Origin of the sequence: Burkholderia sp. MSMB1589WGS (assembly GCF_001636105.1) — a bacterium.
Classification (GTDB): Bacteria; Pseudomonadota; Gammaproteobacteria; order Burkholderiales; family Burkholderiaceae; genus Burkholderia; species Burkholderia humptydooensis.
Genome location: NZ_LNJT01000008.1, coordinates 2,737,878 through 2,757,416 on the forward strand (window position 1 = coordinate 2,737,878; position 19,539 = coordinate 2,757,416).

At 68.2% G+C, this 19,539-nt stretch carries 16 protein-coding genes and 2 pseudogenes; 3 read left to right on the forward strand and 15 right to left on the reverse strand.

The genetic code is table 11. The annotated features are described in order from the left end of the window. Positions 1 to 62: 62 nt before the first annotated feature. The 4 genes from WT16_RS29170 to WT16_RS29185 all read right to left on the reverse strand — a co-directional run bounded on the left by WT16_RS29170 (position 63) and on the right by WT16_RS29185 (position 5,284). The gene (locus WT16_RS29170) at positions 63 to 746 is read right to left on the reverse strand and encodes a Fe2+-dependent dioxygenase (RefSeq protein ID WP_063534839.1); all 684 of its coding nucleotides are present in this window, start codon (positions 744 to 746) and stop codon (positions 63 to 65) included. Next, positions 743 to 1,486, reverse strand: a complete 744-nt coding sequence (locus WT16_RS29175; protein WP_063534840.1) for a tetratricopeptide repeat protein — start codon at positions 1,484 to 1,486, stop codon at positions 743 to 745. The genes WT16_RS29170 and WT16_RS29175 overlap by 4 nt, the downstream gene beginning before the upstream one ends. A gap of 4 nt (positions 1,487 to 1,490) precedes the next feature. After that, positions 1,491 to 3,737, reverse strand: a complete 2,247-nt coding sequence (locus WT16_RS29180; RefSeq protein WP_006027153.1) for a TonB-dependent siderophore receptor — start codon at positions 3,735 to 3,737, stop codon at positions 1,491 to 1,493. Between the two features lie 251 nt (positions 3,738 to 3,988). Then, positions 3,989 to 5,284, reverse strand: coding sequence for an aspartate carbamoyltransferase (locus WT16_RS29185; protein ID WP_015603573.1), 1,296 nt, complete (start codon positions 5,282 to 5,284; stop codon positions 3,989 to 3,991). Between the two features lie 272 nt (positions 5,285 to 5,556). On the opposite strand from WT16_RS29185, the gene WT16_RS29190 reads away from it, so the two are divergent. Next, positions 5,557 to 5,691, forward strand: coding sequence for an entericidin A/B family lipoprotein (locus WT16_RS29190; protein WP_004528487.1), 135 nt, complete (start codon positions 5,557 to 5,559; stop codon positions 5,689 to 5,691). A gap of 442 nt (positions 5,692 to 6,133) precedes the next feature. On the opposite strand, the pseudogene WT16_RS29195 reads toward WT16_RS29190, so the two are convergent. The 5 genes and pseudogenes from WT16_RS29195 to shiA all read right to left on the reverse strand — a co-directional run. Next, positions 6,134 to 6,379, reverse strand: a pseudogene (locus WT16_RS29195) (cupin domain-containing protein); the annotation flags it as partial. 84 nt (positions 6,380 to 6,463) lie between these two features. Then, complete coding sequence (locus WT16_RS29200; protein ID WP_006027157.1) at positions 6,464 to 6,901, reverse strand: carboxymuconolactone decarboxylase family protein; 438 nt, start codon at positions 6,899 to 6,901, stop codon at positions 6,464 to 6,466. A gap of 230 nt (positions 6,902 to 7,131) precedes the next feature. After that, a complete protein-coding gene (locus WT16_RS29205; RefSeq protein WP_063534841.1) occupies positions 7,132 to 8,613 on the reverse strand; it encodes a PLP-dependent aminotransferase family protein in 1,482 nt (493 codons plus the stop codon). Between the two features lie 189 nt (positions 8,614 to 8,802). Further along, complete coding sequence (locus WT16_RS29210; protein WP_006027159.1) at positions 8,803 to 9,573, reverse strand: IclR family transcriptional regulator C-terminal domain-containing protein; 771 nt, start codon at positions 9,571 to 9,573, stop codon at positions 8,803 to 8,805. A 35-nt stretch (positions 9,574 to 9,608) separates the two neighbouring features. Beyond that, the gene (gene shiA / locus WT16_RS29215; RefSeq protein WP_063534842.1) at positions 9,609 to 10,916 is read right to left on the reverse strand and encodes a shikimate transporter; all 1,308 of its coding nucleotides are present in this window, start codon (positions 10,914 to 10,916) and stop codon (positions 9,609 to 9,611) included. A 368-nt stretch (positions 10,917 to 11,284) separates the two neighbouring features. Here shiA and WT16_RS29220 point away from each other — a divergent pair, with 368 nt between their 5' ends. Then, on the forward strand, positions 11,285 to 12,418 hold the full coding sequence (locus WT16_RS29220) for a VOC family protein (protein WP_063534843.1): 1,134 nt from the start codon (positions 11,285 to 11,287) through the stop codon (positions 12,416 to 12,418). 92 nt (positions 12,419 to 12,510) lie between these two features. Here WT16_RS29220 and WT16_RS29225 read toward each other — a convergent pair. After that, positions 12,511 to 12,681 (reverse strand): annotated as a pseudogene (locus tag WT16_RS29225) (acyl carrier protein); the annotation flags it as partial. 282 nt (positions 12,682 to 12,963) lie between these two features. Here WT16_RS29225 and WT16_RS29230 point away from each other — a divergent pair. After that, on the forward strand, positions 12,964 to 14,682 hold the full coding sequence (locus WT16_RS29230) for a CocE/NonD family hydrolase (protein WP_063534844.1): 1,719 nt from the start codon (positions 12,964 to 12,966) through the stop codon (positions 14,680 to 14,682). 139 nt (positions 14,683 to 14,821) lie between these two features. Here WT16_RS29230 and fnr read toward each other — a convergent pair whose 3' ends face one another. The 5 genes from fnr to WT16_RS34230 all read right to left on the reverse strand — a co-directional run bounded on the left by fnr (position 14,822) and on the right by WT16_RS34230 (position 19,534). Continuing rightward, complete coding sequence (gene fnr, locus WT16_RS29235) at positions 14,822 to 15,547, reverse strand: fumarate/nitrate reduction transcriptional regulator Fnr (protein WP_085954761.1); 726 nt, start codon at positions 15,545 to 15,547, stop codon at positions 14,822 to 14,824. A gap of 69 nt (positions 15,548 to 15,616) precedes the next feature. After that, positions 15,617 to 16,027 carry a response regulator transcription factor gene (locus WT16_RS29240; protein ID WP_009915080.1) on the reverse strand — a complete coding sequence of 137 codons (411 nt, stop codon included), beginning with the start codon at positions 16,025 to 16,027 and terminating at the stop codon, positions 15,617 to 15,619. A gap of 227 nt (positions 16,028 to 16,254) precedes the next feature. Further along, on the reverse strand, positions 16,255 to 16,902 hold the full coding sequence (locus tag WT16_RS29245) for a response regulator transcription factor (RefSeq protein ID WP_063534845.1): 648 nt from the start codon (positions 16,900 to 16,902) through the stop codon (positions 16,255 to 16,257). Then, a complete protein-coding gene (locus WT16_RS29250; RefSeq protein ID WP_063534846.1) occupies positions 16,899 to 18,950 on the reverse strand; it encodes a PAS domain S-box protein in 2,052 nt (683 codons plus the stop codon). The genes WT16_RS29245 and WT16_RS29250 overlap by 4 nt, the downstream gene beginning before the upstream one ends. 308 nt (positions 18,951 to 19,258) lie before the next feature. Next, positions 19,259 to 19,534: a hypothetical protein gene (locus WT16_RS34230; protein ID WP_155246034.1), complete on the reverse strand. Its 276-nt coding sequence runs from the start codon at positions 19,532 to 19,534 to the stop codon at positions 19,259 to 19,261. Between the last annotated feature and the right edge of the window lie 5 nt (positions 19,535 to 19,539).

Here is a 19,539-nt window from a genome sequence, read left to right on the forward strand (position 1 = left end):
GGTCTTTGCGGGCGGCGGAGATTTTCCGGATACCGTTTTTCGAGGTCGTCGCCCATCGTCCCTCACGCATCCGCCCACCGCCGCAACAGATTGTGATAAATCCCGGTCAACGCGATCACGCCTGCATCACGCCCGCCTTTCTCCGCGGTCAACTGCTGAATCTGCGTATCGAGCTGATAAAGCAGCGTCCGGTCCGCATCGTCGCGCACCATGCTCTGAATCCAGAAGAACGACGCCACTCGCGCGCCGCGCGTGACCGGCGTCACATGATGCAGGCTCGACGCCGGATACAGCACCATGTCGCCCGCCGGCAGCTTCGCGCGGTGAACGCCGTACGTGTCCTCGACGCACAGCTCGCCGCCGTCGTAGTGCTCCGGCTCCTCGAGAAAGAGCGTCGCCGACAGATCGCTGCGCACGCGGAAATCGGTGCCGCGCAGCAGCCGGATCGCATTGTCGACGTGCGTGCCGAACGCGTCGCCGCCCGCGTAGCGGTTGAAGAGCGGCGGAAACACCTTGAGCGGCAGCGCCGCCGAAAAGAACAGCGCGTTGCGCGCGAGCGCATCCTGGATCGCATCGCCCGCCGCGCGCGCGGCGGGCGAACCCTCCGGCAACTGCCGGTTGCGCTTCGCGAGCGCCGATTGCGCGCCGGACGTCGCGTTGCCGTCGGTCCAGTCGGCGGTGTCGAGGAGGTTGCGGCATTGCGCGACCTGTTCCTTCGTCAGCACGCCGGGAATGTGAAGCATCATGTTGCGAACTCCTTCTGTCGCGCCGCAATCGCGCGGAACGCGTCGATCGGCGACGCCGCGAGATATGCGCGCATCTTCGCGACGAACGCGGGCGTCGCGGTGCTCGGCACGCGCGCGAGCCACTCGAGCGCCTCCGCGACGCGGCCGCGCTCGGCGAGCAGCCGCGCATAGTTGAACTGGCCGCGGAAGTCGCCCGCGGCGGCCGCGCGCCGGTAGCAGTCGAACGCGGCGTCGCGGTTGGTCGCGACGACCCAGCCGTCTTCGTAGAAGCCGCCGATCAGGTTGATCGACTTCGCGTGGCCGAGCGCCGCCGCTTTCTCGAGCCACGCGAGCGCGGCCGTGCGGTCCTCGTCGACGCCGTTGCCGAGCGCGAGCATCGTCGCGTAGTTGTACATGCCCCAGTCGAGCCCCGCGCGCGCGGCCTCGCGATACCAGTACGCGGCGACGATCGCGTTCGCGGCCGTGCCCCAGCCGAACTCGTAGCAGCGGCCGACCATGTTCATCGCCATCGGATGATCGGCGCGCGCCGCATGCTTGAACCAGTCGAGCGCGGCGGCGGGGTCGCGCGCGAGCCCGTGGCCGTCGAGCAGGTACTGCCCGTAGACGGCCTGCGCCTCGACGATCCCGTTCTCCGCGGCCGCCGCGACCCACGCGGCCGCGCGCTCGGGCGCTCCGGCGAGGATCCCGGCGAGATCCTCGCGCGACGCCGACGCGAGCGCCTTCAACGATACCGGCCGCATCGCGTCAGTAGCGCGCGTTCAGCGTGACGAACGCCGAGCGGCCCGGCGCGATCGACGCATAGTGCGCCGGATACGCCTGATCGAAGTACGCGCGGTTGAACAGGTTGTTCACGTTCAACTGCAGATCGAGCTTCTTGTTGATCCGGTACTGCGCCATCGCGTCGAAGCGCCAGTACGACGGCACGGCGCGCAGGTTCGCGGTGTCGCCGAACACCTTCGACATGTAGAACGCGCCGCCGCCGACCGTGAACTTCGGCGTCACGTCGTAGTTCGTCCACAGCGTGAAGCTGTGCTTCGGCGTGTTCGGGAACTGGTGGCCGTTGTCGGCCGTGTTCTTGCCGTTCCCGCGCAATTCGCTCTTCATGTACGTGTAGCCGCCGAACACCTGCCATGCGCGCGTGAGCTGCCCCGCGAAGCCGAGCTCGAGCCCTTGCACGCGCTTGCTGCCGGCCATCGCGTACTGGTTGTCCGGCAGCGTGACGCGCGCGTTCGTCGTGTCGATCTGGAAGAGGGCGGCCGTCAGCGCGAGCTTGTCGTCGAGCACGTTCCACTTGGTGCCGAGCTCGATGCTGCGGTTCTTCTCCGGCGCGAGCTGGTCGGCGTTCGCGCCGACGCCGCCGCGGCCCGGCGTGAGCGACTGCGTCTCCGAGCCTTCGCCGAGCAGCGCGCCCGCGGGCGTCGACGACGTCGCGTACGACGCATAGATGCTGCCGTTCTGCGCGGGCTTGAACACGAGGCCGAGCTGCCAGTTCACGAGCGTGTCGTCGCGCGTATAGGTCTTGCCGCCGTTCGCGCGGGTGTCGGTGAAGCGGGTCGAGTAGTCGTCGACGCGCACGCCGGCGTTCACCTGCCAGTGCTTGCCGAGCTCGATCGTGTCGAAGCCGTAGATCGATTTCGTCACGGTGCGCGCATGCGCGTAGTCGTTGTTGCGCGTGATCGAGCCCGCCCACGGATCGTTCGGGTTCGGCGACCACAGGCTCGTGCAGTTGTAGCCCGACGCGGCGCCGATCCCTTGCTGGCAGATCTTGCCGGTGCCGGTGGCGACGCTGTACGAGTCGCGCTTGCCCCATTCGCGCGACAACTCGATGCCGGTCGTGAAGCTGTGCTTGAACGCGCCGGTGAGGAACTCGCCGAACAGCTCCGTCTGGTTCGCGATGCTGTTGATCGAGCTGTTGCGGTTGTTGTTGCGCCGCCAGACGCGGCCGTTGATCACGTTGCCCTGGCTGTCGTCGGGCTGCGTCCAGATGTAGTCCTGCGTCGATTCCGTGTAGCGCGTCGTGTTGCGGATCGTCAGCGATTGCGTGATGTCGTGCTCGATCTTCAGCGTGCTGATGTCCGACGTCGTCTTGCGGAAGTCGCGGTCGACGAGGCCGTAGAAGTTGTGCCGGTCGACGTTCGCCGGATAGATCGTGTCGACGCTCGCCGGCTTGTTCGCGGCCGTGTAGAAGTACGGAATGCCGCCGTCGGGCAGGTCGTCGGTCGACAGGTGGTAGTAGCTCGCGACCACGCGGGTCGGCGTGCCCAGCCCGAATGCGATCGACGGCGCGACGCCCCAGCGCTCGTTGTTCACCGCGTCGCGGCCCGCGACGTCATTGTTGTGGCTCATCAGGTTCAGGCGGAATGCCGCGTGGTCGGCGAACTGCCAATTGCCGTCGGCGGTGAAGCGGCGATAGCGGTCGGTGCCGAGCCCCGCGCTCGCCTCGGCCGTCGTGCCGAGATGCGGCGCCTTCGTGACGAGGTTGATGCTGCCGCCCGCGCCGCCTCGGCCGCCGTACGCGCCGTCCGAGCCCTTCGTGATCTCGATGCGCTCGGTGTTGAAGATCTCGCGCGTCGTCGCGCCCGTGTCGCGCATGCCGTCGACGAACATGCTGCCCTGCGTGTCGTAGCCGCGGATGAACGGGCGGTCGCCGAGCGGATTGCCGCCTTCGCCCGCGCCGAACGTGATGCCGGGCACGGTGCGCAGCGCTTCGGTGAGCGTCGCCGCGCCGCTGTTGTGGATCAGCTCCTGCGGAATCACCGTGACGGATTTCGGCGTGTCGACGAGCGGCGCGGTGAATTTCACCGACGACGAGACGTCCGTCTTGTAGCTGCGCTCGGCGGCGCCCTTGACCTGGATCGGCGCGAGCTCCTTGTCGTGATCGGCGGTTGCCGCGGGCGGCGCGGCGTCCTGCGCGAACGCCGGGCTCGCGGCGAGCATGCTGCAAAGGGTAGTGAATTTTCCGAGCTTCAACTCGTCGGAACGCAACTTCATCGGTGGTATTTCCTCGCCAGGTGTGACTCGATCGGGCGAAGCAACTGCCGGTGCATGACGCGTTTCGCCCGAATATTACAAATTGTTTTCGGGCGTCATTCTAGTGAATAAGTTTATGAATGAGAAGCGTTCTTGTTACGTTTCTCGAAACGAACGGCTGGATTCGATGCTATCCGCTTGAAAAGAAAGGAAATGTGCGATGCGGCCGGCAGGCTTCCCGTCCGGTCGCGCGCCGGCCCGCCCTCCGAATGTCAGTCGATCCCGTGAAACACCGCGTCCTCGGGCCCGAGGTACGCGGGCGGGCGCCACGTCGCGTCGCGCAACGAGTGCTGAACCAGATGCTCGACGCCGAGCAGCACCGCGAAGATCGCCATGCGCACCGGAATCCCGTTGTCGGTCTGGCGGAAGATCGCGAGGCGCGGGTCGCGGTTCAGGTCGGTCGACAGATCGTTCGCGCCGGGTCGGCTGTCGCGCGGCAGCGGGTGCATGATCAGCGTGTCGCGGCCGCACACCGTGTCGACGAGCGCCTGATTGATCTGGAAATCGGGCGTATAGCCTTCGAACGATTCGTCGGTGAAGCGCTCCTTCTGGATTCGCGTCGCATAGACGACGTCCGCGCCCTTCAGGCCCGCCGCGAGGTCGTGCGTCTCCTCGACGACGTGGCCGTTCGTCGAGATCTGGTCGACGATATAGGCCGGCATCTCGAGCGTCGGCGGCGATACGAGCGTGAACTTGAGCCCGCGATACAGCGCGAGCAACTTGACGAGCGAGTGGACCGTGCGGCCGTATTTCAGGTCGCCGACGAGCGCGATGTGCGCGCCGTCGACGATCTTGCCGAGGCGCGAGAACTCGCGCTGAATCGTGTACAGGTCGAGGAGCGCCTGGCTCGGATGCTCGCCGGGACCGTCGCCGCCGTTGATCACGGGCAGGTTCGTCGCGCGCGCGAACTCGGCGACCGAGCCTTTCTCCGGATGGCGGATCACGAGCGCGTCGACGTAGCCCGCCATCACGCGGCTCGTGTCGTAGATCGATTCGCCTTTCGCCATCGACGAGAACGTGAAGCCCGTCGTGTCGCACACCGAGCCGCCGAGCCGGCAGAACGCGGCGCCGAACGACACGCGGGTACGCGTGCTCGCTTCGAAGAACAGGTTGCCGAGCACCGCGCCTTCGAGCACGCGCGAGATCTTGCGGCGGCGCGCGATCGGCTGCATCACGTCGGCGACCCGGAACAGCGCTTCGACAGAGTCGCGCGAGAACTGGTCGACCGACAGCAACTGCGGCTTGCCCTCGAACAGGAACTGGCTCGCGAGCGGCTGCCGGGAGTATACGCTTTGCGCATATCCCTCGGCGGCTGGCGCACGCCCGACGATTTCGGAGACGAAACGCTCGACGATCTCGGGCATTCCGCGCGATTCCTGCGAATCGTCGGGCAAAAGCCAGGTGTCGAGAGCGCGCCGGCTGACGCCGATGCGGTTCGCGAACGCTTCGCGGGTCATGTTGAGGCGGCGCATCGCGTCGCGCAGGAACGCTTGCTGAGGAACGGTCATCGGTCGGCTAGGCTCTCTGAAATATACGCGATGCGTATGGTAGGTCGCCAGCAGCCGAAGTCAAGCGAAAAATGCGGGCGGATTGACGGAGACGAGGCGCGGAAGCGGCGCGCGACATCGCCGCACGATCCGAAACACGTTTAACAATTGCTTTGCCCCGTGAGACGCGGCGCGTCCGTATAATCGGGACCCGTCCCCCGCGCCGCCGCGCGCGGGCAGATTCCGATACGCCGGACGCCCGTGAAGCGTCCGCATTGACCAGGAGAATGAGAATGAATCGCGCGATTGCCGCCGCCCTGTTGATCCTGACCGCCGCGCTTGCCGGTTGCAACACGATCGCCGGCGTCGGCCAGGACATCTCGAAGGGCGGCCAGGCGATCTCGAACACGGCCGAGAAGGCGAAGTAAGAAGCGAGGTCGCTTCCGTTCGAAGGGAGCGCCGCCGCGAGTGCGGCGGCATGAGCGGGCCCGGCATTCAGCCGGGCCCGCGTCGTTTGCGTCGCCGTTTTCGTCGGTCGGGCGTTCAGGCGTTCCTGCACGCGGATACCGTCGGCGCGAGTGCAGGGCGGCGCGCGGCGAAAGGCTTCGCCCGTGTGCGGCGGCAACGTACCGAGGGCGTGGGCACGCCGACGGGCGGCGTTCGAGCGAGGAGGGAGCGTTCGATCGTGTACTCGCGCCCGGATCGGAGCGCCGCTCGATCCGGCATCGCGATTGCCGTGGCGACGCGGCGCGAGCCGCCGTCGCTTCGCGAAACGAAACCGCGAACGCGCCGCATGAGCGCGAAGCGCGGCGCGCCGGCCCTGAGCCCGCGTTCATCCGCGAATCGCCCATCGAGCGACGACGCGACGCGTCAGCGCGGCAGCGGCGTCTTCAACGCGCGATGCTCGCCGACCGCGGCAAACACGACGATCTGCGCGGGCTCGGTATCGCTCGCGTTGCGCGACACGATGTGGCGCGAGCCGGGCGGCTCATACCACGTTTCGCCCCGCCCGTGAGTCCGCGGCGGCTCGCTTTCGAACTGCGACACGACGCGGCCCTGCGTGACGAACGCGAAGATCGAGCCCGCGTGCGCGTACGGATCGGATGCCGCACCCGGCCAGGCGCGCCGAGGCGAACGTGCCGGATCACGCGATTCTGTCGATCCTCGCGATCCATTTTCTGTCGAGCGTCGTGCTGGACCTCACGCGGGCAGCTTGCGAAACGACACGGCAAAGCGGTTCCAACTGTTGATTGTCGCGACGGCGAGCGTCAGATCGACGAGCTCCGCATCGGTGAAATGCGGCCGCACCGCGTCCCAGACGGCGTTCGGCACGTGGTCGCGCGCGACGAGCGTCACCGCCTCGGTCCACTCGAGCGCCGCGCGCTCGCGGTCGGTGAAGAAAGGCGCCTCGCGCCAGACGACGACCGTCGCGAGCCGGCGGTCGGTCTCGCCGCGCTTGCGCGCGTCGCGCGTGTGCATGTCGACGCAGTATGCGCAGCCGTTGATCTGCGACGCGCGCAGCCGCACGAGTTCGAGCAGCGTCGGCTCCAGCCCGCTTTGCGCGATCCGCTCCTCGAGCGCGAGCATCGCGTTGAGCGCGTGCGGGTTCGCCTGGCGGTAGTCGAGACGGGTTTCCATGATTCGTTCCTCGGTTTCGGGTGATCATCACCAGATTAACGATGCGACCGGCTATCTGAAATGACCAATTTTCTGGAAATTTGGGATACCGCTTTGCAAGTCTGCAAGAATGTAAACCCGCAAACCGCAAGCTCGTAAGCCGCAAACCGCAACTTCATCAGTCCTCGATCCGGAAATTCAGCAAGCCCGAATCCCCGAGCGCCTGCGAACCGCCATCCCCGCAGCGCGGCTCACGCGCACCGATTCAGCACGTCCGCGAGCCGCGCGAGCGCGACGTCGATCGTCGGCGCGTCGAGGCCGCCGTAGCCGAACAGGATGCCGGCTTCGGGCGGGCTGCTTGCGTAGAACGCCGAGATGCCGTGCAGATCGATGCCGGCTTCGCGCGCGGCGTCGAGCGTCGCGCGTTCGTCGATGCCCGCGCGAAAGCGCGCGGTCAAGTGAATGCCGGCCGCGGGAATCACGGGCTGAAGCCAGTGCGACAGCGCGCCTTGCAGATGCGCGGCGAGCAGCCGGCGGCGCGCGTCGTAGTGGCGATGGATGCGCCGCAGATGACGGCCGAACGCACCGCAGGCGATGAACCGCGCGAGCGCCGTTTGCGTGAGCGTGCACGCGTGCCAGTCGGCGATCTGCTTCGCCTTGCGCAGCGCGAGGTTCAGCGAACGCGGCGGCACCGCGTAGCCGATCCGCAGTTCCGGAAACAGCGTCTTCGAGAACGTACCGACGTATGCGACGAGCCCCGCGCGATCGAGGCTCTTCAGCGGCTCTAGCGGCCGGCCCTCGAAGCGGAATTCGCAGTCGTAGTCGTCCTCGACGATCACCGCGCGCCGCCGCTGCGCCCATTCGAACAACTCGACGCGCCGCTCGAGGCTCATCGGCATGCCGAGCGGGAACTGATGCGACGGCGTCACGTAGACGAAGCGCGCATCGTCCGGCAACCGGGCGACGACGAGGCCGTGCGCATCGACGGGCACGCCGGCCACACGCGCGCCGAGCGCCGCGAACGCCGCGCGCGCGGGCGGATAGCCGGGCTCCTCGACGGCGACGACGTCGCCCGGCCGCACGAGCACGCGCGCGAGCAGGTCGAGCGCCTGTTGTGCGCCGTGCGTGACGATCACGTCCTGCCAGTCGCACGCGACCGCGCGGCTGAAGCCGACATAGCGCGCGATCGCGTCACGCAGTTCGGGTTCGCCCGCCGGATCGCGATAGTCGCCGCTGCTGCGCGCCTGCGCGCGCACCGCTTGCTGGATGCAGCGCCGCCAGTCGTCCCACGGGAAATGCGCCTTGTCGGTGACGCCGCCTCGGAAGTCGAATGCGAGCGGCGCGCGCGGCGGCGGCATCGAGAGCCCGGCCGGCACGTCGGACCAGCCTGCGTGCGCGCGGGCGAGCGCCGCGCCGCCGCTGCCGTCGCGAACCGCGTCCGCGTGCGCGCCGTGGGCGTTCGTCTCGTGCCCGCGCGCGCCGGGCACGCGCGTGAGGCCGTCCGCGACGAACGTGCCGTTGCCCGTGCGCGTGAGCAGAAAGCCTTCGCTCGCGAGGCGCTCGAACGCGTCGAGCGTCGTCTTGCGCGACACGCCGAGCTGCCGCGCGAGATCGCGCGTCGAAGGCAGCCGCGCGCCGGCGGCGAGGCGTCCGCCGACGATCGCCGCGCGCAGTTGCCGATAGATCTGGCCGGCGAGGTCGCGACGATCGTGGAGGCTGATCTGGAGATCCACGGAATGGCTACCTGAATGAGCGGTGAATTCGCCATTCTGGCATGCCGGCGAGCCGACAAGCCAATCAGCCAATCAGCCGATAAACCGTCGAGCCCGTGCGAGACACGTGGTCGGGCCGGCAGATCGAGCGCGCCTGGCGAGCCCGCAGCAGGCGCGACCGGCGCGGCGGCGACACCCGCAGGGTGACGCTCACAGTACGTTCATCATCGCCAGCGCGGCTTCCTGCAGGTGCGGCAGCACGCGTTCGAGCGCGGCATCGGCGCTTTCGCCGCCGATCGGCATGTTGGTGCTGAGCGCGGCGACGACTTCGCCGTGCCGGTTCTTGAGCGGCACCGCGATCCCGCGCACGCCGACCTGCAATTGCTGCTCGATCAGCGCATGGCCGTCGATGCGCGCGCGGTCGATCTTCTCCTGCAGGCGCGCCTTGCTGGTCAGCGTGTGCGGCGTGAACGGCGGGAACTCGGTCGAGTCGAGCCACGCGCGCACCGCGTCCTGGTCCGCCTTGTGCGCGAGCAGCACGACGCCCGGCGAGATCAGCGGCGCGGGCACGCGCGCGCCGAGCACGAAGCCCGTCGTCATCACGCGCGACACGCCGTTGCGCGCGATCACGACGAGCTCCCATTCGTCGAGCACGCTGACGTATGCGGATTCGTTCAGCGTCGCGCTCAGTTGCTGCAGATACGGCTGCACGGTGCGCGGCAGGCGCGCCGAATCGAAGTACGACCAGCCGACCCGCAGCACGCGCGGCGTGAGCCCGTAGAGCCGCCCGTCGGTGTACACGTAGCCGAGCGATTCGAGCGTCAGCAGATAGCGGCGCGCGGCAGTGCGCGTGAGGCCCGTGCGCGCGGCGGCCTGGGTCGGCGTCATCCGCGCGTGCTGGTTGTCGAATGCCTCGAGGATCGCAAGGCCCTTCTCGAGGCCCGCGATCCAGTCGCGTCGGTCGAGCGGCGTCTTCTTCATTCTCGATGTCGCGATGGGCGATGCGCCGCGCTCGCTCAGGCGGCGCGCATCCGCGCGGCGACGAGCGTGGACACCAGGCAGCCGGCCGCGAGATACGCGGCGACGAGATGCCACGAGCCGCCGCCGAAGCCGACGAGCGCGACGGCGATGAACGGCGTGAAGCCGCCGCCCACCACGCTCGCGAACTGATAGCCGACGCCCGCGCCGCTGTAGCGGTACTCGGCGCCGAACAGCTCGGTGAAGAGCGGCTGCTGGACGCTCACGACCATGTCGTGCGCGAGGTTCGCGAGCATCACCGAGCAGATCACGATCCAGAGGGGCGCGCGCGCCTCGAGCGCGACGAAGAACGGCACCGCGCACGCGAGCCCGACGAGCGCGCCGGCGATGTAGACGCGGCGCAGCCCGAAGCGGTCGGCAAGCCACGCGAAGCACGGGATCGTCACGCAGCTCAGCGCGCCGACGAGCAGGCCGATGTTCAGGAACAGATCGCGCGACATGCCGAGGTTCGACGTCGAATAGCTGAGCGCGAACGCGGTGACGATATACATCGTGAACAGCTCGGCGAGGCGCAGCGCGACGATGTAGACGAATGCCTTCGGATGGCGGGTCAGCGCTTCGAGCACCGGCAGCTTCAGCTTGCGGTGGCCGTGCTCGACTTTCTCGACGAATTCCTGCGATTCGTCCATGCTCGAGCGCACCCACAGGCCGATCAGCACGAGCACGATGCTGAACACGAACGGCAGCCGCCAGCCCCACGCGCGAAACGCGGCGTCGCCGAGCGTGTGGCTGAGGATCGACACGATGCCCGTCGCGAGCACGAGGCCGACGCCGTAGCCGACCTGCACGCCGCTGCTGTAGAACGCCTTCTGTTTCTCGGGCGCGCTCTCGACCGCAATCAGCGCCGCGCCGCCCCATTCGCCGCCGACCGCGAAGCCCTGCACCGCGCGCAGCACGACGAGCAGCACGGGCGCCCACCAGCCGATCGCGCCGAAGGTCGGCAGCAGGCCGATCGCGACCGTCGACACGCCCATCAGCATCACGGTCAGCACGAGCATCCGCTTGCGGCCGAGCCGGTCGCCGTAATGGCCGAACACGACGCCGCCGAGCGGGCGGAACAGGAAGCCGACGCCGAACGTCGCGAACGCGGCGAGCGTGCCCATCGTCGGGCTGACGTTCGGAAAGAATGCATGGTTGAACACGAGCGCGGCGACGATGCCGTACAGCAGGAAGTCGTACCAGTCGACCACCGCGCCGACGAAGCTGCCGATCGCGGCCTTGCGGGCCTGGTTGCGGCGGGCGGGCGCGGCGTCGATCGTGCCGGCCGCGTCGAATGCTGGGGTCATGCTATGTCTCCTTTTGTCGCCGGCGCATGCCGCCGCGGTGACGCGATGCGTGGGCGGCGTTGCCGGTGCGGCTCGTGCAAGCCGTCATGTTGGGGTGACACGCAGCATAGGAGCGGCAGCGGCTTCGGAGCAACGTGGCGATGAAACATTTTGCGCGATTATCGAACGAAAGAGTGCGATTATCGATCGATTTCGGGGTTTGCACTAGGCGAGCAACCGATGCGCGATGGGAGACGATGCGGATGTCGGGTGCGGCGACGCTTTGCGTCATGAACGATTTGGTTAAAATTGCCGGCGCAGGCCGGCCGCGCGGCGCGATGCGTCGCCGCCGGCCCAAGACGATTCCCCCGCCAGCCAAGGAGCCCTCGATGTCCAGCCCAGCCAGTCCCGCGTCCAGCGCCCCCGCGTTTACCGGCCCGCCGGGCGAGAACCCGCTCGGCATGGCGGGGCTCGAATTCGTCGAGTTCGCGGCGCGCGAGCCCGACGCGCTCGCGCGGCGCTTCGAGCAGCTCGGTTTCAAGGCGATCGCGCGGCACGTCAGCAAGGCGGTCGTGCTGTACCGGCAAGGGCAGATGAACTTCCTCGTCAACGCGCAGCCCGATTCGTTCGCCGCGCGCTACGCGCACGAGTACGGCACGGGCGTCTGCGCGATCGGCATTCGCGTCGACGACGCGCAGCGCGCGTTCGACCGCGCGATCGAACTCGGCGCGTGGGCGTTCGAGGGCGAGCGGATCGGCGTCGGAGAGCTGACGATTCCGGCGATCCAGGGCATCGGTGCGTCGCACATTCATTTCGTTGACCGCTGGCGCGGGCGCGGCGGGCTGCGCGGCGGCGTCGGCGACATCTCGATCTTCGACGTCGATTTCCGCCCGATCGACATCGCATCCGCGCAGGCCGACCTCGACTGCTTCGGCGCCGGCCTGCGGCGCGTCGATCACCTGACGCAGACGGTCGGCAGCGGCCGGATGCAGGAGTGGCTCGATTTCTATCGCGATCTGCTGCATTTCCGCGAGATCCACGAGCTCAACGCGAACTGGCACGTGTCGGAGGAGTCGCGTGTGATGGTGTCGCCGTGCGGCGACGTGCGGATTCCTGTGTACGAGGAGGGCGCGCGGCGCACCGCGCTGATGCACGAATACCTGCCGGACCAGCCGGGCGAGGGCGTCCAGCACATCGCGCTCGCGACCGACGACATTCTCGCGTGCGCCGATGCGCTCGCGGCGAACGGCGTCGAGTTCGTCGAGCCGCCGGCGCGCTACTACGATGAGATCGATGCGCGGCTGCCCGGCTGCGGGATCGACGTCGATGCGCTGCGCGCGCGCCGCATCCTCGTCGACGGCGAGATCGGCGGCGACGGCGCGCCGCGGCTGTTCTTCCAGACGTTCGTCAAGCGCCGGCCCGGCGAGATCGTCTTCGAGATCGTCGAGCGGCAGGGGCATCACGGCTTCGGCGAGGGCAACCTGCGCGCGCTCGCGCGCGCGAGGGACGCGGCGCGCGGTTAGAGCAAGCCCGTCATGAGCGGGAACAGGCTCTAACCGACGGCGCGCGACGGAGCGCGGCCGGCCGCGCCGGCATTCGGCGGGCTCAGGCGGGCTCAGGCGGCGAGCGGCCGCGGCGCGCATGCGTCGCCGGGCCCGTCGTTCAGCGTGCGAATCAGCGTGTCGGCAAAATCGCCGATGCACGCGCTGTTCAGCAGCAGGTGCAGCGGGATGTCCGCGCGGAGCCGTAGCTGGAACTGCGCGACCACGCTTCATCGCGCGCATTCCGTTTCGAGCGTTTACTTCACACGCGCGTCGCCCCTCGGTTTCAAACGATCGTTGCCCGCGCGGACGAGATTTCCGGCTTCCGCCGCAACGATTCCGCTGCGTTGCTCAAACGGTCAACAACGAAGGCCATCGTGCCGGCCGGTCGATCCCGGTCTTTGCCCGTCTTGACCCTGCGCGCGACGGATGGCTCAATCAGCCGGTGCCGCGCGGGATTCCGCCGAAAACGGGCCGCCGATCGCACCTTCCACCGAACAAGATCCAAGAAGAATTGGAGGAGAGACATGAAACTTGCGCGTTTGATCGCGGGTGCGAGCGTCGCGCTTGCCGCGTCGTTCGCTCATGCGGGCGTGTCGTGCCGGCCCGCGACGCCCGCCGAAGCGGCCGTCTACACGACGCCGTTCCAGTTTCCCGGCGTGAGCTCGCCGAAGGACGGCACCTGCTGGGTCAACAACCAGACCGTCACCGCGACGGACGGCACGCGGCTCACCGCGAACGTGTTCCTGCCGAAGATCACGCGCCCCGATCAGACGTTTCCGGCGATCGTGATGATCTCGAGCTGGGCCGCATCCGATTTCTTCGAATATCTCGGCCAGCAGCGCAAGCTCGCGCAAGACGGCTACATCGTGCTCGCCTACACCGCGCGCGGCTTCTACCTGTCGGGCGGGCAGGTCGAGGTGGCGAGCCCGCAGGACGTGAAGGATGTGTCGTCGGCGGTGGACTGGGTGTCCGCGAACACGCCCGCCGATCCGGACAGACTCGCGGTGAGCGGCATCTCGTATGGCGCGGGGCTGTCGCTGCTCGCGCTCGCGCAGGACAGGCGGCTGAAGACGGCGGCCGCGCTCTCTGGCTGGGGCGATCTCGCCGATCAACTGTACCCGGCCCAGTCGCCGAACGCGACGTGGAGCGCGGTGCTGTTCCTGTCCGGCAAGGTGACGGGGCGGCTCGATCCGATCGTCGACCAGTACGTGAAGGCGCTGCTCGATCCGAACACGACGCAGGCGAAGGCCGACGAGATCATCGCGTGGGCGCGGGTGCGCTCGCCGTCGACGTATCTCGACGCGCTGAACCGCCGCGGCGCGCCGGTCTTCATCAGCAAGAACTTCGAAGACGACATGTTCACGCCGAATTCGTCGATGAAACTGTTCTCGAATCTGACGGTGCCGAAGAAACTGCTGCTGAATCCGGGCATCCATGCGCAGGCCGAGATTCCGGGCGCGCTCGCCGGCCTGCCGAACTATCCGTACGATCAGGCGCATCGCTGGTTCGACCGCTGGCTGAAGGGCGTGCGCAACGGCTTGGACACCGAGCCCGAGGTGTCGATGCAGATCAAGTTCACGAACACGCGCGAGTCGTTCGACACATGGCCCGCGAGCAACGTGCGTGCACAGACGCTGTACGTCGGGCCGCGCGGCGCGCTGCGCTGGGATCTTTCGTGCCTGTGCACGAAGGGCGTCTCGGGCACGCTGCAGAGCGCGCCGAACCGCACCGCGGGCAACGACCTGATCCAGAATTTCTCGGACACGACCGCGACGAGCGGCCCGATTCCGGTGCTGTCGACGTTCGGCGAGAGCATCGGCGCGCCCGTCGTCAATCAGCTCGCGACCGTCAATCTCGCGACGGGCGTGCGCTACGAGGGCACGGCGCTCGCGCAGCCGCTGCATTTACGCGGCGCGGCGCAACTGAACCTGCGGGCGACGCCGTCGCAGGCGCGCGCACAGGTGGTCGCGTATTTGTACGACGTCGACGCGCTCGGCTTCGGCAAGCTGATCACGCACGGCGCGCGGACCGTGCACTGGGCGAGCCCGGGCGCGACGATCGATTTCCCGATCGAGTTCTCGGCGATCGCGTACGACGTGCCGGCGGGCCATCACATCGGCATCGTGCTCGACACGTACGACAGCCTCTATCAGCCGCCCGTCAATCCGGGCGAGCGGTTCGGGGTGACGTTCCAGTTCGATCCGGACCGGCAGGCGACGCTCGTGTTGCCGGTGCGCTCGTGACGCCGGGGTGCTCCCCGTATGGGTTGGCCCCGTCGCGGCCCGGTTGGCCTGTCCTGGGCCTGTCCTCGTCGCGTTCGGCCTGCCTGTCTTTCTTCTTTCCCCGTAGCGATTGTTCTGTCCGCGGTCCGCATTGCCCGCGTCACACGCGAGCGAGGCCGACCGGATCGATGATGCGGATCTGCTTGCCGCGCGGCGCGATCAGCTTGTCGCGCTGGAACTTCGACAGCATCCGGCTGACCGTCTCGAGCTTCATCCCGAGATAGCAGCCGATTTCCTCGCGCGTCATCCGCAGGTTGAATTCGGCCGCCGAATAGCCGCGCTTCTGGAAGCGCTCCGAGATGTTGAGCAGGAACGCGGCAACGCGCTGCTCGGCCGTCATCGTGCCGAGCAGCATCATCTGGCTCGATTCGCGGACGATCTCGCCGCTCATCAGCCGATGGACGTGGTGCTGCATCGGCTTCACTTCGCGGCATACCGCCTCGAGTTGCGCGAACGGGATGATGCAGACGGTGCTGTCCTCGAGCGCGATCGCGTCGCTGTTGTGACGGCCGGCGCACACGCCGTCGAGGCCGAGCGTTTCGCCGACGATCTGGAAGCCCGTCACGTGCTCCTGGCCGTCGCGATGCATGACGACCGTCTTGAACGAGCCGGTGCGCACCGCGTAGATGCTCTGGAACACGTCATGCGTGCGGAACAGCGCGTCGCCGCGCTTGACGTGGCGCGCCGAGCAGATCAGCGCGTCGAGCTTCGCGAATTCGTGGGTGCTCAGATCGAACGGCATGCAGACGCTGCGCATCGCGCAACTCGAGCAGCGCGGGGCCGGGCGCTTCGCCGCGTCGTCGCGCGCAGCCGCGCGCAGCGGCATCGTCACGCGCTGCCGCTGCGCGGGCGTGAAAGCGTTCGACGTATGCGCTTGCAACATGATCTGCTCCTGTCATTCGGCCGCGCTCGGTCGGTGCGCGCTGGCCAGGGTTTTCACGGTGCGGCAGGCGGCGTCGACGTCGGCGATCTTGTCGAAGAAGAAATTCGCCCCCGCGTCGCTGCATGCCGCGCGAAATGCCGGTCCGGACAAGTTGGTCAGCACGATCTTGACCACCCTCGGAGCGGCGCGCGTCAGCGCCGAAATCAACTCGAGTCCATTGCCGCCCGTCAATCTCAGCTCGATGACGGCGACGTCGGCGCCCGTTTCCAGAATGCCGGCCAGCGCGGCCGGGACGTCCTCGGCCTCGCCGACCACCTCGACCCCGAGGATCGTCTCGAGCAGCGAGGTAAGACGATCTCTGACCGGGGCCGCATAGTCGACGAGAAACACTCTCAGCGGAGGAGTCGGCTCGCGTGCATTCATGGCAGGCAGTATGGCCCGCGCGGTCGAGGCGCGAAATCAGCGCCGGGTGAAAATGGAGTAGGCAATGACGCGTTTGCTGTAGGGATAATCCTACGAGGGTTTGCGCGGATGCGGACAAGAAGCCGGAGCCGGACGCCGGGCGAGTGACGACGATACGGACGACGGGCACGCGGCAGCGCAGGGAACGCGCCGCGCGTCGCCCGGCCCGCGTCCCGCCGCGTCGTCGATCAGGCCTCGTCGCCGTCGTCGAACAGCTTGTGCCGGATCGCGTAGCGCACGAGCGCCGCATCGTGCGGCATCTGCATCTTCTCGAGGATGCGCGCCTTGTAGGTGCTGATCGTCTTCGCGCTGACGTCGAGCGCCTGCGCGATCTCGGTGATCGTCTCGCCGGCGGCGATCCGCCGGAATACGTCGAACTCGCGATCGGACAGCCGCTGGTGCGGCAGCGACTCGGCGGGTTCGTTCAGGCTCCGCGCGAGCCGCTCGGCCATCGCGAGGCTCACGTAGACGCCGCCCGCCGCGATCTTCGTCAGCGCGCCGACGAGCTCCGCGCTCGCGCTCTCCTTCGTCATGTACCCGGACGCGCCCGCGCGGAACGCGCGCGACGCGTATTGCTGCTCCGCGTGCATCGTCAGCACGAGAATCCGCAGCGCGGGTTTCTCTTCCTTGATCTGCCTGATGAGGTCGATGCCGTTGCGGCCCGGCATCGACAGGTCGAGCACGAGCAGTTGCGCATCGGTCGAGCGCATCAGCTCGATCGTCGAGACGCCGTCGCACGCTTCGCCGACGACTTCGAAGCCCGTCGCGCTGCCGAGAATGTGGCGCAGGCCGTCGCGCACGAGCGCGTGATCGTCCGCGATCAGGACCCTGATCACAGGAGCGCGTCCGTTTGCCGGATCGCGGCGAGCGGCAGCGCGACCTTGATCGAGAAACCCTGCCCGGGCGCCGAATCGATCGTGACGGTGCCGCTCAGCATGTGCGCGCGCTCGCGGATGCCGATGAGGCCGAACGACTTGTCGCCGTTCGCGCCGAGGCGTTCGTCGGGCTGCACGCCGCGCCCGTCGTCCCTGATCTGCAGCAGGCAGAAGTCCTGGTCGATCGCGAGCGTCAGGTCGACGCGGGTCGCGTCCGCGTGGCGCGCGACATTCGTCAGCGCCTCCTGGACGATCCGGAACAGCGTCGTCGCGCCGGCGCTGGTGAAGCGCGTGTCGGCGGTGTCGAGCCGGCGCTCGACGTCGATGCCGTAGCGGTTCGTGAAATCGTTCACGAGCCATTCGATCGCGGGCACGAGGCCGAGATCGTCGAGCATCACGGGCCGCAGGTCGGCCGCGATGCGCCGCACCGATGCGACCGTCGAATCGATGAGCCGCCGCATCCCGTGCAACTGCTGCTCGACGGCCGCGATCGGCTGCGCGTCGGCCCGCGCGTCGCGATAGCGGGCGAGCGCGAGCGCGATCGCCGACACGTCCATCTTGAGCGCGGTCAGTTGCTGGCCGAGGTCGTCGTGCAGCTCGCGCGCGATGCGCGTCTTCTCTTCCTCGCGCACGTTCTGCAGGTTCGCGGACAGCTCGCGCAGCTCCTCGCGCGACTGCCGCAGCGCGCTCTCGTTGCGCACCCGCTCGGTGACGTCGCGCAGCATCACCGTGTACAGCTTGCCGGAGCCGTCGCGGATCTGCGAGATCGATGCCTCGATCGGGAACTCCTCGCCGTTCTCGCGCAGCCCGTACAGCACGCGCTGACGGCCCATCTGCCGCTCGGATACGCCCGTCACGCCGAACTGCTCGACGTGCTTCTCGTGCGCCTCGCGAAAGCGCTCGGGGATGAAGCGCGACAGCGGCGAGCCGATCGCGTCCATCGCGGACACGCCGAACACGCGTTCGGCGGCCGGATTGAAGATCACGATCGTCTGCATCTCGTCGACCGTGATGATCGCTTCCATTGACGAGCGGATGATGCCCATCATCCGCGCTTCGTTGAGCGGGCTGTCGTCCGCGTAGCCGTCGCGCGCGCCGACGCGCCCGACGAGCAGATACGCGAGCACCGCGAGCAGCGCGGACGTCGCCGCGCCGGCGACGAACACCGTGGTCGCGACGGCGTCCGAGCGGATCGCCGCCCAGCGGTTTTCCGTCGTATAGGCGAGCGCGAGCGGCATGCCGCCGAAATTGAGCGAGTCCGTGCGCGCAAGCGACGGACGCGACGCGTCGGCGCCGCCGTAGTCGCGCTCGGTCGTGTAGACGAGCACGCCCGCTTCGCCCGCCGTCAGGCGCAGGTCGATGTCGCGGTCGTTCGCGGTCGACAGCTCGACCAGGCGGCGCGCGTCGAGCGTCGCGACGACGAAGCCGGCCGTGTCCGCGCGGCGACGCTCGGGGGCGGGCAGCGCGCCGTTCGCCGTGTAGACGGGCAGGTAGAGCGCGAGCGCGCCCGCGCCGCTGTCCGGCGCGTAGGTGTTCTCGGGCGGCGCCGCATGCGCGTCGAGCGTCGCCAGGCCGGAATCCGCGGCGCGCAGCAGCGCGGCGCGCGTCTGCGGATCGACGCCCGGTTGCGCGGCGGCGCCGCTGACGGCCTTCGCGTCGACGAAGCCGAGCGAGCGGATCGGCGAGCGCGCACGATCGAGATCGAGCTGCGCCTGATAGTTCGCCCAGCCGACGGCGGCGGGCGACGCGTTCTCGCCGAGCATGCCGCGCGCGCCGCGCAGCACCGTCGTGGCGGTCAGCAGTTCCTGCCGCAGCGTCGTCGTCACGTGCGCGGCGCGGCGCTCGAAACGGGCCTGCGCGGCATTGCGTTCCTGCTGCAGCACGAGCCGCGCGACGCCATACGACGCAGCGATGCCCAGCGCGGCGACGGCCACGGCGACGAGCGCGCCGCGCCGGTCGGTGCGGGACGCATCGCGCGATGCGCCAGGGCTGATCCCGCTGGCGGTCATGAATTCATACCTATGCTTCGTTATGCCGGTGCGGCTGGTTGGGGGAGCGTCGAGTGAACGGGCCCGATGCGCGGCGGGAATTGGAATGCCGACATTTTGCGTGATTCCCGTCATTTTCGGCAATGCGACAACGCGAAAGCGTTGCGGACCGAATTCTTTCAAATATTACGCGCCAACGCAATCCGTTCGAACCGGCGCCGCCGCGCGGGGCCGGCGCTTGCCCGCGCATGCGTCGCCGGCGCGCGGGCGCGGCGCCGGGCATCGTGCAGTGCGGAATCGGTGCGCCAGAAAACGATTCCGTGCGCATTTCATCGCGATTTTCCATTGGCTGACTTCAGGCTGACTTCATGGGTTGCCATACGCTCGCCATCTGATTCGCCGACATTGGGCGGCGCATCGCCGTCGGCATTTTTCGCGCTTTGCGTCCGTGCGGCTATCGCGTCGCATCGGATTTTCATGACCGGTTTTTTCGTGGCCGCCGCGGCGGAGTCGATCGTGCGATCGCGAAGGGTCGCGTTTCCGTTTCCTTTACTTTGCGAAAGGCCGTTGCTAGATTCAAAACCGAGCGCCTCGCTCCCCCACAAGGATC

Bases quoted from the DNA above. Each gene is read 5' to 3' on its own strand.
- WT16_RS29170 (WP_063534839.1), bottom strand. From the start codon at position 746: ATGATGCTTCACATTCCCGGCGTGCTGACGAAGGAACAGGTCGCGCAA.
- WT16_RS29175 (WP_063534840.1), bottom strand. From the start codon at position 1,486: ATGCGGCCGGTATCGTTGAAGGCGCTCGCGTCGGCGTCGCGCGAGGAT.
- WT16_RS29180 (WP_006027153.1), bottom strand. From the start codon at position 3,737: ATGAAGTTGCGTTCCGACGAGTTGAAGCTCGGAAAATTCACTACCCTT.
- WT16_RS29185 (WP_015603573.1), bottom strand. From the start codon at position 5,284: ATGACCGTTCCTCAGCAAGCGTTCCTGCGCGACGCGATGCGCCGCCTC.
- WT16_RS29190 (WP_004528487.1), top strand. From the start codon at position 5,557: ATGAATCGCGCGATTGCCGCCGCCCTGTTGATCCTGACCGCCGCGCTT.
- WT16_RS29200 (WP_006027157.1), bottom strand. From the start codon at position 6,901: ATGGAAACCCGTCTCGACTACCGCCAGGCGAACCCGCACGCGCTCAAC.
- WT16_RS29210 (WP_006027159.1), bottom strand. From the start codon at position 9,573: ATGAAGAAGACGCCGCTCGACCGACGCGACTGGATCGCGGGCCTCGAG.
- shiA (WP_063534842.1), bottom strand. From the start codon at position 10,916: ATGACCCCAGCATTCGACGCGGCCGGCACGATCGACGCCGCGCCCGCC.
- WT16_RS29220 (WP_063534843.1), top strand. From the start codon at position 11,285: ATGTCCAGCCCAGCCAGTCCCGCGTCCAGCGCCCCCGCGTTTACCGGC.
- WT16_RS29230 (WP_063534844.1), top strand. From the start codon at position 12,964: ATGAAACTTGCGCGTTTGATCGCGGGTGCGAGCGTCGCGCTTGCCGCG.
- fnr (WP_085954761.1), bottom strand. From the start codon at position 15,547: ATGCCGCTGCGCGCGGCTGCGCGCGACGACGCGGCGAAGCGCCCGGCC.
- WT16_RS29240 (WP_009915080.1), bottom strand. From the start codon at position 16,027: ATGAATGCACGCGAGCCGACTCCTCCGCTGAGAGTGTTTCTCGTCGAC.
- WT16_RS29250 (WP_063534846.1), bottom strand. From the start codon at position 18,950: ATGACCGCCAGCGGGATCAGCCCTGGCGCATCGCGCGATGCGTCCCGC.